Origin of the sequence: Pseudanabaena sp. SR411 (assembly GCF_002251945.1) — a bacterium.
GTDB lineage: Bacteria > Cyanobacteriota > Cyanobacteriia > Pseudanabaenales > Pseudanabaenaceae > Pseudanabaena.
Genome location: NZ_NDHW01000245.1, coordinates 72,832 through 86,561, shown reverse-complemented (window position 1 = coordinate 86,561; position 13,730 = coordinate 72,832). Strand labels below are relative to the sequence as shown.

Sequence of the window (13,730 nt, the reverse complement as noted above, 5' to 3'; positions counted from 1 at the left end):
CTCTTTTCAGGATGTTACTCAAATTGTCAATTTGTCCCCTCCACGTCTTCATATTTTAAAGTTCTTTTCTACTGCCTGCCAACACTATTATTTGCTCCCTGTAACTGTTTCACAATTGTTTTCTTATTCCATTACGAGCAGAATGTTGGCCCCATTAACAATATCTTGTGGGGTTGCTTTTTATCCAGAGGATGGGGACGAAGATTTATATACGGCTGCACATGAAGCAATAACTAAGCCTGAAAAATGCTTTTTTTGGGGTGTTGTTGGTTTAGAAATGAATAAATATGACTCTTGTCGTTTATCAGTTGAAAAATTATACGCTAGTAATTGTGTTGTTTCAGAATGAAAAAGCACTTAAATCGATTACCCTATTCTAATAGTTTCTAGGAATTTTGACTCTGAATTAAGGTAACTTTCTGTTCGGCTTTTTCTAGATATTCACGGCAATATTGCGATCGCTTCATCCCTTCTTCGTAGAGAGACAACATTTCATCTAAAGCGGCTTCACCATCATCAAGAATTTCCACTATTTCTTCGAGACGTTGCATCTGTTCTTCAAAGGTTAGATCTGGTAGTTTCTTTGGCGATTTATTCTGGTCGGTCATATACTTTATCGATTACTTGTTCAATCTTGGCTTGGGCAATTTCCGATCGCCGCACAATTTCCACTTTATCAAATTCAGTGAGTGAATCCTCATTGCTAAGCAAGCGATCGCCTGATCGCAACAAAGCAAAACCACGCTGTAATGGTGATAGTGGATATAGCGATCGCAGATGGGCGGTGATGCTTTCAAGTTTATTGGTGGATTGGCGCAAATGACGAAGGAGAGACTTTTGCATAGTTTGATCAGCTTCGTCTAACTGTTGAGCGCGATCATGGAGGCGATCTCCAAAATTTTGAAAAGCATAACTATTGATAAGTGCATTCAAACGTTGATCATAATTCTGCATTTCTAATTGAACAACGCGATTTAGGCGATTTTCCCAAGCGGTAATCTGTTGCCATAGGGTTTCGCGATCGCATTGAGTTACTAGTTCTGCTGCTGCCGTTGGTGTAGCAGCCCGTAAATCTGCTACAAAATCAGCGATCGTAAAGTCTGTTTCATGCCCAACCGCAGAAATAACGGGAATCCGCGAATGATAAATTGCCTCGGCAACTTGCCCTGTATTAAACGCCCAGAGATCCTCAATCGAGCCGCCACCACGCCCAACGATCAACACATCGGCATCGGTATTTTGCAAAGCGGCGATCGCCGATGCAATCTCGTCAGGTGCATTTTCGCCTTGCACGGTTGCGGGGCATAAATAAATCTCGCAATGAGGCGATCGCCGCTTTAGTGTGCTGAGGATATCTTGAATCACGGCTCCTGTCGGTGACGTGACCACCCCAATTTTCAAAGGAAAAGCAGGAATCTCTCGCTTGCGTTCTGGATCAAAATATCCGCGTTCCGCTAGATCTTCTTTCATCGCCGCAAAGGCTAGATATAAATCACCTTGTCCTGCGGCAGTCATGCGATCGCAATCGATTTGATATTTGCCACGGGTTGCATAAACCGTTAGCCGACCTTGGACGACAACTTGCATTCCACTCTTAGGACGAAAGGCTATAGTACGGCTTGCCCACATCACACAATCGATCTGGGCTGACTCATCTTTGAGCGTAAAATATCGATGTCCAGAGGCTGCGGTTGTGAAGCCAGAAATTTCCCCCGTCACGCGCACGATCCCAATTTCATCCCGCAACAAAAGCGTAATTGCTTGCGTCAAATTTGCTACAGTCATCGCTTCTTTAGAACTAACCATCCTTCTGCAATCCGCCCTATGAATACTTTTTTCAACGCTCTGACCTATTCTATGCTGCTAATCTCGGTCTTGCCACTAGCAGCCCAAGCGCAGACGACTGATCAGCAGGGTAATTACTACAGCAATGAAACCCCTATCAAATCAGCTTACTCACGGGCAGCGGGTTCATTGTGGCGGGTGATTGTAGCTAACGGGCTAAACTGTCGGCGATCGGCAAGCTTACAAAGTCCCATCGTTCGTACTTATTTGACAGGTACTTTGTTAGAAGTAGAAGTTTATCGTGGCGGCTCTGATGAAGTATTGGTTAATCCTTTAGATGAGAATGGACGACCTTGGATGCCTGTACGGGGCAAAAACATAGAAGATGTATGTTATGTAAGGGCTAATAGCCGCTATATTCAGCCAGTAATTAAATAGGAGTGGCGGCGCTTCGCGCCGCCACTCCTATTTACAGCAATTACCGATTAAACGAACCACAAGAAAAATTTTGAAAGCATTGCTAAGCAACACTTTCAAAATTTTTCTTGGTTTGGGTTTGAGCGCAAAGTGCTGTAATACATTTGCTCTAAATTTACAGTGACATACCGTAGTATCATAGAATTCAGTGAAGAAAAATGTCTTTAAATAAGAATTACGGTCTGTTGTGGAACTTTCTTTAAAGAGTGAATATGCAATTTTGGCTATGCTTGAGCTAGCTAATCATTTTGCGATCGATCAGCCTCTCCAGATTCGTCAAATTGCGAACCAACAAAATATTCCCGATCGCTATTTAGAGCAGTTGCTCGCGACTTTAAAGCGTCAAGGCTTAGTCAAGAGTCAACGGGGAGCTAAGGGTGGTTATATCCTTGCCCGTGAGCCTTGGGAAATAAGTTTACTAGAAATTATTCGGGGAATTGAGGGATACGATCCGATCGCTGAAAAAAGTAGTAAGTCAGGTAACGACAGCGCATCTCTTTCAGTAATCCATGAAGTATGGGAAGCAGCCCAAAAGTCAGCTTCTGCTGTGTTAGATGGTTGTACACTCAAGGATTTATGCGATCGGCAACGTCAGCGTCAAATCGCGACAACCATGTATTACATCTAAAGAGTGAGGGCGGCGCTTCGCGCCGCCCTTACTAAACCCAGATTTTTGATAAAAGCCCCGCAAAGCGGGGCTTTTATCAAAAATCTGGGTTTGATTTATTCTGTCTGTGTATACAAACTTTGTAAGGTAGGAATAAACGATGGGTAAGAAATAGCTGCCGACTCGGCGCGATTGATAGAGGTTTTACCTTGAGCAACTAAAGCCGCGATCGCTAGACTCATCGCGACTCGATGATCGTTATAGCTGTCAACTTCAGCACCTACCAGAGGTTTACCACCAACAATCGACATACCATCTGGAAGTTCCGTAACATTCGCACCCATTTTCGTCATTTCTTTAACCATGGCGACAATGCGATCGCTTTCCTTGACACGCAACTCAGCAGCATCCTCAATGGTAGTAGTTCCTTCTGCACAACTAGCCGCGATCGCTAAAATCGGAATCTCATCAATTAGTCGCGGAATTACCGCACCACTAATTCGACAAGCCTTGAGATTAGCAGAGCGCACTCGTAAATCCGCAACAGGTTCACCCGTAACTTCCCGTTGATTTTCATAGCTAATATCTGCACCCATCTCCGCAAGAACTTCGAGAATACCTGTACGGGTTGGATTAATGCCGACATTCTCAATTACCAAATCCGAATTGGGAACAATGGAAGCCGCCACTAACCAAAACGCCGCCGAACTGATATCTCCAGGTACTGTCACCTCCTGCCCAATCAGTTTCGCACCACCCTTAACTGAGACTGTATTCGTATCAATGTCAACGGTGACTTTTGCCCCGAAAGCAGCCAGCATTCTTTCACTATGATCACGAGATCTTTCTGGCTCCGTAATAATCGTTTCACCATCCGTCATTAATCCCGCTAACATAATGCAGGACTTGACCTGAGCCGAAGCTACAGGTGACTGATAGTGAATTGCTTTGAGATTTTGTCCCGAAATTGCTAGCGGCGCTCTTGCTCCATTTTCCCGACCCCAGATATTTGCTCCCATTTGACGTAAAGGATTGACGACACGCGACATCGGACGCGATCGCAAAGAGTGATCACCTGTAACCGTAAAAAAGCGATCGGGGTGACTTGCGAGAATCCCCAACATCAAGCGTAATGTTGTTCCTGAATTTCCAGCATTTAAGACATCTAGCGGCTCCTTGAGATTTCCCAGCCCGATTCCCTTCACTACTACCAATTCCGAGTTAAGTTCCGAAATTTCCGCCCCCATTGCCGAGAAACATGCTGCTGTACTACGCGGATCTTCGCCTAGCAATAAACCTCGAATCGTTGTCTCACCCTCTGCTAATGAGCCAAGCATTAACGCTCGATGCGAAATCGACTTGTCTCCAGGGATCGTGATTTTTCCTCGTAAACCTTGTGGCAATTGGCTTGCATCAATGTTGAGGAGATGATGAGTTTGAGTAGTGTCGAGGTCAATCATGTTAGAGTCAGTTAGCAATTAGTATTAGATTAAGACAAAATCACGGCAAATTTAGACTTATATCAACGTCACCACTAGCTTTTTATGAATCCCACTGAGCCAAATTCTGCTGATTTAAATGCGATCGCCACAGATAGTATCCCTGACAAGGACACGCTGCCTCAACCACCGCAAACATTGGGAACGTTTCTTGATCGGCTCTATGGGACGCTGTTTTTGCCGCAAGTGACATTTGAGCAACTCAGGGCAAATCCTAATTTTGTCCAAGCGGCGATCGTCATTGCTTTAGTAAATATTCTAGAAACTTTACGCCTCAACCAATTTTTAATCTATAGAATTATTTGGTCAGTAATTAGCGGAGTTATTGGTTGGCTGTTTTTTACTTTTCTACTCAAACAATTAGCTAATATTTTTCAGAAGAATGTTGGGATGCTTGAATTGCTAACCCTAACAGGTTTTGCTAGTTTACCTTGGCTATTTATGGCTCCTGCTCTGAGTCTATCGCCACGATTTCGGATTCTCGCGGCAATTTCAGTGATGATCTGGTTTATCGTCTGGCAAATATGGAGCGCATCCGTAGCGTTAGGAATCAAAATCTGGAAAACCTTAGCGATCGTACCCTTAGCAATATTTGGCGGTATGGTTGCCCTGATTTGGTTAGGCAACACTTTAAAATTGATCCTAAGTATTAGTCTGTAGCAATCTTCTGCCAGCGAATAGGTAGTATGCTGCTTCGTCACGCACCACCTATTTGCTTTATCACACCTAATAACAAGGCTTGAGTTAATTAGAACCCAAAATAGTGAAGGCGGCGCGATGCGCCGCCTTCACTATTTTGGAATTATCGATCAAACCGCAAGGTGCTAAAACCCTCAACTTTCTTCCAAATGATTGGGAAGATTGCTATATTTAGATATGCACTTCTAGCTTTATCACAAGCAAAATTAAAAGTCAAAACCTTTACTGTGATTGTTTTTGTTTTGCAAATGAGTATGCACGCATCTTGCAAAACGCTATAAAAGTTTGTTGAACGGGGATTAACGAAAAACATCTAATTGAAAAATCTTAATTGGGAAAATCACATCCCAAACTAAAACTGACATGATTTCTGCTCAAGAACCACCAAATGAACTGGAAAGAGTTGCCGCTCTATATCAGTGCAATATCCTAGACACTGAATCAGAGCAAGGCTTTGATGATATCACCCGATTGGCTGCTCATATTTGTCAAACCCCGATCGCCTTAGTGAGTTTACTAGACAAAGATCGGCAATGGTTTAAATCAAAAGTGGGGATTGAGGAAACAGAAACACCAAGAAGAATAGCTTTTTGCGCTCATGCAATTCTTCAAGATGGGATTTTTATAGTTGCTGACACTCTCAAGGATCAGAGATTTGCAGATAATCCCTTAGTTACCCATACTCCAAATATTCGCTTTTATGCAGGCGTTCCCATTAAAACGGTGGAAGGTTATGCCCTAGGAACCCTATGCGTAATTGATTATCAGCCTAGAGAACTCTCGCAAGTGCAACTTTCTGCACTTAAGGCTCTAGGTAGTCAAACTGCATACATCATTGAAACTCGTCGGAGCTTAACTGAAGTCAATCGCTTAGCTGTCCCCATAAACAATAAAGAAAACAATCAAGATCCTAAAGAAAAAGGAAACTTTCTCAGGAAAATTGCTTTTTGGATGGGGATAGCAGCAACAATGGTCATCGGTATGGGCGTAATTTCTTTCGTCAATCTGAGTGGCTTAAGAGATATCAACAGCGCAATTCTACAACAACGCGAAACTTTAGAAAAAATTAATCAACCGATTAATCGTTTACGCGAGCTAAAAGTTGCAATGATGAATTATCTACTATCTAATAATCCAGATAGTCTAGAAAAATATGAGGTTTTAGCTTTGCAGTTGGAGCAAGATTTACAAGTCCTCCAGAAGCTATCCTTAAGCAACAGTAGTCATATGTACGCTCAGCAAAGGAGCGATCGCTATAAAAATACACTGCTTCTGTTAGTCCAACACATTAGCAAAGAAATGCGTGACTCGCGCCAAATTCTGTTGCTCTATCAAACTGCTGGCATCAGAGCGACCCAGAAAAAAATAAGCGATCTGAATAATCAAAACTATCTAGATTTAGCCGAAGTTCAGTTGGAAGAACTGATCACTCTAGAAACAAACAACTTAATGCAGTGGTTACAGAAACGTCAAGCTTCTATCTTTAATGCTGTAGATCTTTCTTTAATTACACTTCTATTTACTCTAGTTGTACTAGCGATATTGTTTTATTTTGTAAGGCACGAAGTAAATATCCGTCGCAAGTTAGCTAATAGCCTGAAACAAGAGCGAGATTTTACAGTTGCTGTATTGGATACAGCGGCTACATTGGTGATGGTATTAGATCCAGAAGGTAAAATCATCCGATTTAATCGAGAATGTGAACGGGTAACTGGTTATTATTACGAAGAAGTCCATAACCAAAGCTTTTGGAAGATTTTTTTATTACCTGAAGATGCTCCATCAGTTCGTAAAAATCTTTCTAAAGCAACTCCTCAAAACTCACCAAATTCCTACGAAAACTATTGGATAACTAAGCATGGAGAACGTCGTTTAATTTCATGGTCAACCACATCTCTACTAAGTTCAGATGGCAAAATTGATTTTGTGATTGCTACTGGCTTGGATGTCACCGATCTCAAACAAGTCGAGGAAGAAGTCCGCTTGCAGAATTGGCGATCGCTAGTTTTCTCCCAAATTACTTTACGAATTCGCCAATCCCTAAATATAAATGAGATTTTAAGTACAACTGTTGATGAAGTCCGCAGATTCCTCAAAGCAGATCGAGTCCTTGCATATCGCTTTAATGGAGAGTGGGAAGGAGAGGTTGTGGTGGAGTCGGTTGAGCCACCTTGGATTGCGTCATTGGGGACAGATATCAAAGATATCTGTTTTCGTCATGGGCTATGGGAAAAATATCGCCAAGGTCGCAGAGTCATCAATGACGATATCCCGAATTCAGATATGCCAGATTGCTATAAGAAATTGATGGCGCAATTTCAAGTACAGGCGAACTTAGTAGTACCAATCCTTGAAAAGGAAAATTTGTGGGGACTGCTCATAGTGCATCAATGTAGCGCTACAAGGCATTGGCGCAGTTTTGAAGTTGACTTTTTAACGGAACTAGGAACCCAAGTAGGGATAGCGCTCTATCAAGCAACTCTCTTAGAACAAGAAACATTACGGCGTGAACAATTATCACAACAAAACTTAGCCTTAGAGGAAGCTCGTTATCAAGCTGAAATTGCCACAAAGCTGAAAAGCTCTTTCCTCGCCACCATGAGCCATGAAATCCGCACACCGATGAATGCTGTGCTGGGAATGACAGGTTTACTGGCGGATACTGAGCTTTCAACTCTACAGAAAGATTTTGTGGAAACAGTAAGAATCAGTGGCGAAAATCTGCTGACATTAATCAATGAAATTCTTGATTTTTCTAAGCTTGAAGCCAATGAAATGGAATTAGAAGAGATTAGTTTTGACCTTAACACTTGTGTTGAGGAAGTAACCGATCTACTAGCGATGCTGGCTCAGTCTAAAGGTTTAGAACTAGCCTCACTAATTCATCAAAATGTGCCGATTTATCTGCGTGGAGATGTTTCACGGGTTAGGCAGATATTAACGAATCTAGTCAGTAATGCCATTAAATTTACCTTAAAAGGAGAAGTTATCGTCAAAGTTTCGCTCAAAGCAGAAACTGAATCCACCGCAACGATTGAATTTAGAGTGATCGATACAGGTATTGGCATAGCGCCCACAGCCCAGAAAAAACTGTTTCAGCCATTTACTCAAGTTGATGCTTCGACCAACCGTAAATATGGGGGCACTGGGTTAGGCTTGGCAATTTGCAAGCAATTGATCGACCTCATGGGTGGTGAAATTGGCATCGATAGTGAGGAAGGAAGAGGTTCACAATTTTGGTTCAGAATTTCCTTTGTAAAGCAATCTCCCGAAGCGATCGCCGAGCGACCACTTCGTCGAGAAGTTAATCTCAAAGATATTCGCGTATTAGTAGTAGATGATAGTGCCACTAATTGCAAAATCCTCACCTATCAACTAACGACTTGGCAGATGCGGGTCGATGCAGTGCAATGTGCGTCTGATGCGATCGCTATTTTACGAGCTGCCGTTGCTGAAGGCGATCGCTATCAGTTAGCAATTTTGGACATGCAGATGCCCGACCTTGACGGCGAAATGTTAGGCGCACAGATTAAAGCTGACCCGACACTGCAAGATATCAAATTAATTATGCTGACATCGCTAAATCAACAAGGTGGAATCATCCGCGTTAAAGAAATGGGATTTGAGTTTTATCTTGTCAAACCAGTCAAACAATCCCGTTTACTAGATATTTTGATGGAAGTAGTTTCTATAGATACTAATCGCAAAGCTCTGCCAATTGCTCCACTCATCGGGTTAGATGATATACCTACAAAGATTTCTAAGCTTAAAATTTTGATCGCTGAGGATAGTCCAATCAACCAAAAAGTTGCTTTACATCAGTTAAGGAGCTTTGGCTATGACGCAGATGTAGCAGGGAATGGAAGAGAAGTCCTCGATTTACTCAAGCACGTCCATTATGACATTATCTTAATGGATTGCCAAATGCCAGAAATGGATGGCTATGAAGCAACGACAGCTATTCGGCAGCTAGATTCAGCTAAGAATAAGATTGTGATCGTGGCTATGACTGCTAATGCCATGAAAGAAGATCGAGATCGCTGCATTGCCAGTGGGATGGACGACTATCTCAGTAAACCGATTCGCAAAGAGGATCTTGCTCAAAAAATAGCCGAATGGGAGAGAAAAATTAACTCTCAGAATGCGATCGCCCCTTCTAAAATTATTGCTAAAGATATTCATCCCAATCTCCTAGAACAAAATCTCAATATTTCTGAGGCATTACCATTAATAGACTGGTCTTATATTGATGACATTGCTGATGGTAGCGAAGAATTTAAGACTGAACTCCTCGAAACTTTTGTCGATTCTACATCTAAGGGTTTAGAGCAACTCGAAGAAGCGATCGCTACAAATGACTATCAGACAATTTCAAGAGTCGCTCATTTTATCAAGGGTTCAGCTAGTAACTTAGGTATTATTTCAATGGCGGCGATCGCTCATGATTTAGAGATGATTGAACACAATCAAAAAGAAGCAAATATGAAAGAGATACTAGAAAGAATGCAATCCCTATTGACACAAATTCAACAATTTATTTCATAAATAAAGATTGCATTATACGCAGTCTTTATTTGCAGCAATCATCGATCAAAAGAACCACAAGAAATCCTGTAAAAGTGTTGTATAGCAATGTAAGTTTTGCTTAGGACATAAAACCAAAAAGATGAGTGGCGGCGCGAAGCGCCGCCACTCATCTTTTTGGTTTTGATTTGTCCTAGCTATCTCTTGCGTTGCTATAAAGCAACATTTTTACAGGATTTCTTGATTTAGGTTTGAGCGCAAAGCCCTGCATAAAGTTTTCACTCATATGGGGAAGCATGTGAAATGGCAAAATAGCGAAAAAGTTAGACTTTTTCTTGGAGAGCGTTGATGCGATGACCAGTATTAATCAAAATCTCTTTAGTTGTAATCACATCCGCATTTTCACCAATTACCACTACCAAAAATTTTCCTGCGGCGATTTCCGCCTCATATTTACGGGCTTCCGACTCAACAATTCCTGCACTTTTCAAAACTTTAGTCAACCCACCATCTGCTTCGATATCCTGCCAGTTCAGCGATCCATAACCATGAGCAGCATCATGATAATTTTTGCCCAGCACAGAAATCTTGTTTCTACCTATCCCTGCCTTATGAATTTCCGTTGCGACATTCTCTGCTTCAATATTTGTCGAAAAAACATCAACTATTGTGAACCTCTCAACTACAGGAAGATTAGCCTCACTTGTACCACCATCTTCTACATACATCGGCGGTTCGACAGCATAGTTGTTCATCAACCCTTCTGTATCTACGGTATAACCATCGGCAGTGTGAATGCTGTCAGCATCTTCTGCATTATCAGGAGTATGCTTATAATTGACTCCTTCCCGCTCTTTACGGGCTTTGGTCTCTGCGGGAACGATGTTAGGATCGAAAGAATCAGCAGTTGTCTCGGCTTGAACTTCTGTACTCATGATGCTCTCCTTATTAAATTTGAGGACTGATTTACCTGAGTCGAATTTAACAACTCCGTATAAATATTAATTTTAATAAGTTGGCAATTAATTTTTGAATGAATTGAGTGAATTGATTGATTACAATACAAAACGTAGGAAAAAGAAATTTGCCTCCTATGAGAGTGGCTTCGACTCCGCTCAGCCAGCGTATAGCAATACAAGAAATAGCCACGACAAATTAAAACCCAAATAAATAGAGGCGGGGCGAAGCGCCGCCTCTATTTATTTGGGTTTTATGTCCTAAGCAAAACTTGCATTGCTATGGCCATTTGGTTGCCCTGCTTCGCGATTCCACAAAGGATTTATCAACTACATTCCACGTAACATCAGTTAAGAACTCACAAGAATACAAGAATTATTTTTAAAAATCCCCAAATATTTAGCCTGTTAAAAGCATATAGGTAGAGCTTTTCGCCACCTATATGCTTTTCTAAACAATAATTGGCTTAAGCCTAGTTTTGTTTAAAAAACCTGTTCGATTTCATCAATTTCAGGAATTTCTTCCTTCAATTTGCGTTCAATACCCATTCTCAAAGTCATCGCTGAGCTAGGACAAGAACCACAAGCACCTTGTAAACGTAATCTCACAATTGGACCTTCGATTTCGACAAGTTCTACATTGCCTCCATCAGACATTAGATAAGGGCGCAACTCATCTAAAACATTTTCGACATTATCTCTTGTTAGGGTCAGACTCATATTTTTTCCTATGTTTATCTCAAGACTAATAATTATGCTAGCAGAATAATTGAGAGCTAACGCGAAGCGTTAGCTCTCAATTATTCTGAATCAAATATCCACAACGATGCTCACCGTCAACCATCCAATGTGTCCGCTCCACAGGACAATCTAGCACTGTGGCAAACATTTCTAATTCATGTCCACACACACTTGGAAATGATTCGGCAACATGGGCGATCGCACAGTTATATTCCGTAAAGATAAAACTTTGTTTTTTCCCTTCTACGGGAAACCACTCCGTCACATAACCTTCAGAACGACGAATTTCGGCTAATTTTTCTAACCGTTGCTTGAGCGAACCGATTCCCAGTAAAGATTTATAATGTTGAGCTTTGCGTTGCCATTGCTTTTGCAGTACCTCAGATACTTGCTCTTTACCTAAAGTATCGATCAGCGTATCCAAGAAATTTACGGCGAATTGATTATAGCTATCAGGAAAGCGATCGCGTCCCGCTACCGTCAAAGCATACACAAACTGCGGTCTACCCATACCTACCTGCTCAGCAGTGTGATAGATCAATCCCTCAGTTTCGAGATCCTTTAAATGCTTACGGATTGCTTGAGGACTAATATCCAGTCTTTCTGCTAAATCTTGGGCTGTTACTTCACCACGCTTAAGCAGATGTTGCAAAATATCTTGCTTAGTGTCGTGTTTCGACTCATGCTTGACATCGCCTTTTAAGTCTGGCTTTAAGTCTGGCGTGATCATCTCCGCAACGCCGATGGGAGTTTTCATAGAATCAGCTCCTGAGGGCAATAGGGTCTTGAGAAAGTTTCGTCATTACATACAAAACTTAGACAAAACTTAAGCAAGGTTACAAAGTTTATAAAAAAGTTTATAAAAAATGACTTTGACAACTTGGATGTTGTTAATGTACCTTACAATTAGTAAAGAAACAAGTAAGTTGTTTTAATCCAGTAAAGCTAGCGTGAAGCACTAACTTTACAAGTAAACCATCAGGAGCCTCGACTGACATGACTGCAACGGTTCAAGCACTTGTCAACCAACCATACAAATACGGATTTGTTACGTCCATTGAGTCGGACACTATTCCTCGCGGTCTGAGCGAAGATGTCGTTCGCATGATTTCGGCTAAGAAAAATGAGCCAGAATACATGCTGGAATTTCGACTCAAAGCGTATCGCCAATGGTTAAAAATGCAAGAACCAACATGGGCGCATGTCGAATATCCTGCGATCGATTATCAGGATATCGTTTACTATTCCGCCCCTAAGCAGTCCAAGAAAAAGGCTAGTCTCGATGAAGTTGATCCTGAACTATTGGACACCTTCGAGAAATTAGGAATTTCCCTCAACGAACAAAAACGTCTCGCCAATGTCGCCGTAGATGCGATCTTTGACAGCGTTTCTGTTGCGACGACGTTTAAAAAAGATTTAGCCAAAGTCGGCGTAATTTTCTGCTCAATCTCGGAAGCGATGCATGAATATCCCGAGCTAATTAAGAAATATTTGGGTAGCGTCGTCCCGATCGCTGATAACTATTACTCAGCACTGAACGCCGCCGTATTTAGCGATGGTTCCTTCGTCTACATCCCTAAAGGCGTAAAATGCCCGATGGATCTGTCCACCTATTTCCGCATTAATAATGGCGATTCTGGACAGTTTGAGCGTACTCTCATCGTTGCTGAAGAAGGTAGCTATGTGAGCTATCTTGAAGGCTGTACTGCGCCGATGTTTGATACTAATCAACTTCACGCGGCTGTTGTCGAAATAGTTGCCCTAGATGATGCGGAAGTCAAATATTCCACCGTGCAGAATTGGTACGCTGGCGATAAAAATGGCAAAGGCGGCATCTATAACTTTGTAACCAAGCGCGGCTTGTGCCAAGGCAAAAACTCGAAAATTTCTTGGACACAAGTGGAAACAGGCTCGGCAATTACTTGGAAGTATCCTAGTTGTGTCCTTGTTGGTGAAAATTCCGTAGGTGAGTTCTATTCTGTCGCACTGACAAACAACAAGCAACAGGCTGATACTGGCTCCAAGATGATCCATATTGGCAAAAATACCCGCAGCAAAATCGTTTCCAAAGGTATCTCCGCAGGGGGCTCTCAGAATAGCTATCGTGGGTTAGTCAAAATTTCACCCAAAGCAGAAGGCGCAAGAAATTATTCTCAATGTGACTCAATGCTAATCGGAGACTGCTCACAGGCGAATACTTTCCCCTATATCCAAGTTCAAAATAATACGGCAAGGGTTGAGCATGAAGCATCCACTTCTAAGATCGGCGAAGAGCAACTCTTCTATTTCCAACAACGCGGTATTGCGGTAGAAGATGCAGTTTCGATGATTATTAGCGGCTTCTGTAAAGAAGTATTTAACGCTTTGCCGATGGAATTTGCAGTTGAAGCAGATAAGCTCTTGGCTTTGAAGTTAGAGAATAGTGTGGGTTAAAATAAAGTT

11 protein-coding genes and 1 pseudogene are annotated in these 13,730 nt (G+C 41.9%); 6 read left to right on the top strand and 6 right to left on the bottom strand.

All coding sequences use genetic code 11. From position 1 onward, the window contains the following. The first annotated feature begins 142 nt into the window (after window positions 1-142). Window positions 143-349 (top strand): hypothetical protein, encoded by a 207-nt coding sequence (locus tag B9G53_RS25425; RefSeq protein ID WP_141211895.1) that lies wholly within the window; start codon window positions 143-145, stop codon window positions 347-349. Window positions 350-386: 37 nt separating this feature from the next. Here the strand turns inward: B9G53_RS25425 and xseB are convergent, their stop codons facing one another. Then, window positions 387-608 carry an exodeoxyribonuclease VII small subunit gene (gene xseB, locus B9G53_RS25420; RefSeq protein ID WP_094536210.1) on the bottom strand — a complete coding sequence of 74 codons (222 nt, stop codon included), beginning with the start codon at window positions 606-608 and terminating at the stop codon, window positions 387-389. Then, complete coding sequence (xseA, locus tag B9G53_RS25415; protein WP_094536209.1) at window positions 592-1,806, bottom strand: exodeoxyribonuclease VII large subunit; 1,215 nt, start codon at window positions 1,804-1,806, stop codon at window positions 592-594. The genes xseB and xseA overlap by 17 nt, the downstream gene beginning before the upstream one ends. 18 nt (window positions 1,807-1,824) lie before the next feature. Here xseA and B9G53_RS25410 point away from each other — a divergent pair, with 18 nt between their 5' ends. Together B9G53_RS25410 and B9G53_RS25405 are read left to right on the top strand one after the other, a co-directional pair. Beyond that, a complete protein-coding gene (locus B9G53_RS25410; protein ID WP_094536208.1) occupies window positions 1,825-2,223 on the top strand; it encodes a hypothetical protein in 399 nt (132 codons plus the stop codon). A 226-nt stretch (window positions 2,224-2,449) separates the two neighbouring features. Further along, window positions 2,450-2,890 carry an Rrf2 family transcriptional regulator gene (locus tag B9G53_RS25405; protein ID WP_094536207.1) on the top strand — a complete coding sequence of 147 codons (441 nt, stop codon included), beginning with the start codon at window positions 2,450-2,452 and terminating at the stop codon, window positions 2,888-2,890. 95 nt (window positions 2,891-2,985) lie between these two features. On the opposite strand, the gene aroA is transcribed toward B9G53_RS25405, so the two are convergent. Beyond that, window positions 2,986-4,329, bottom strand: a complete 1,344-nt coding sequence (gene aroA, locus B9G53_RS25400; RefSeq protein WP_094536206.1) for a 3-phosphoshikimate 1-carboxyvinyltransferase — start codon at window positions 4,327-4,329, stop codon at window positions 2,986-2,988. Between the two features lie 84 nt (window positions 4,330-4,413). On the opposite strand from aroA, the gene B9G53_RS25395 reads away from it, so the two are divergent. Both B9G53_RS25395 and B9G53_RS25390 read left to right on the top strand, forming a co-directional pair. Then, window positions 4,414-5,028 carry a hypothetical protein gene (locus tag B9G53_RS25395; protein ID WP_094536205.1) on the top strand — a complete coding sequence of 205 codons (615 nt, stop codon included), beginning with the start codon at window positions 4,414-4,416 and terminating at the stop codon, window positions 5,026-5,028. A 402-nt stretch (window positions 5,029-5,430) separates the two neighbouring features. Continuing rightward, window positions 5,431-9,612: a response regulator gene (locus tag B9G53_RS25390; RefSeq protein WP_094536204.1), complete on the top strand. Its 4,182-nt coding sequence runs from the start codon at window positions 5,431-5,433 to the stop codon at window positions 9,610-9,612. A gap of 695 nt (window positions 9,613-10,307) precedes the next feature. Here B9G53_RS25390 and B9G53_RS29215 read toward each other — a convergent pair. The 3 genes and pseudogenes from B9G53_RS29215 to sufR form a co-directional block, all read right to left on the bottom strand. Beyond that, window positions 10,308-10,526 (bottom strand): annotated as a pseudogene (locus tag B9G53_RS29215) (hypothetical protein); the annotation flags it as partial. A 504-nt stretch (window positions 10,527-11,030) separates the two neighbouring features. Further along, on the bottom strand, window positions 11,031-11,267 hold the full coding sequence (locus tag B9G53_RS25380; RefSeq protein WP_094536202.1) for a NifU family protein: 237 nt from the start codon (window positions 11,265-11,267) through the stop codon (window positions 11,031-11,033). A gap of 76 nt (window positions 11,268-11,343) precedes the next feature. Next, a complete protein-coding gene (gene sufR, locus B9G53_RS25375; RefSeq protein WP_094536201.1) occupies window positions 11,344-12,045 on the bottom strand; it encodes an iron-sulfur cluster biosynthesis transcriptional regulator SufR in 702 nt (233 codons plus the stop codon). 239 nt (window positions 12,046-12,284) lie between these two features. On the opposite strand from sufR, the gene sufB reads away from it, so the two are divergent. Further along, a complete protein-coding gene (gene sufB, locus B9G53_RS25370; RefSeq protein ID WP_094536200.1) occupies window positions 12,285-13,721 on the top strand; it encodes a Fe-S cluster assembly protein SufB in 1,437 nt (478 codons plus the stop codon). Window positions 13,722-13,730 lie beyond the last annotated feature (9 nt).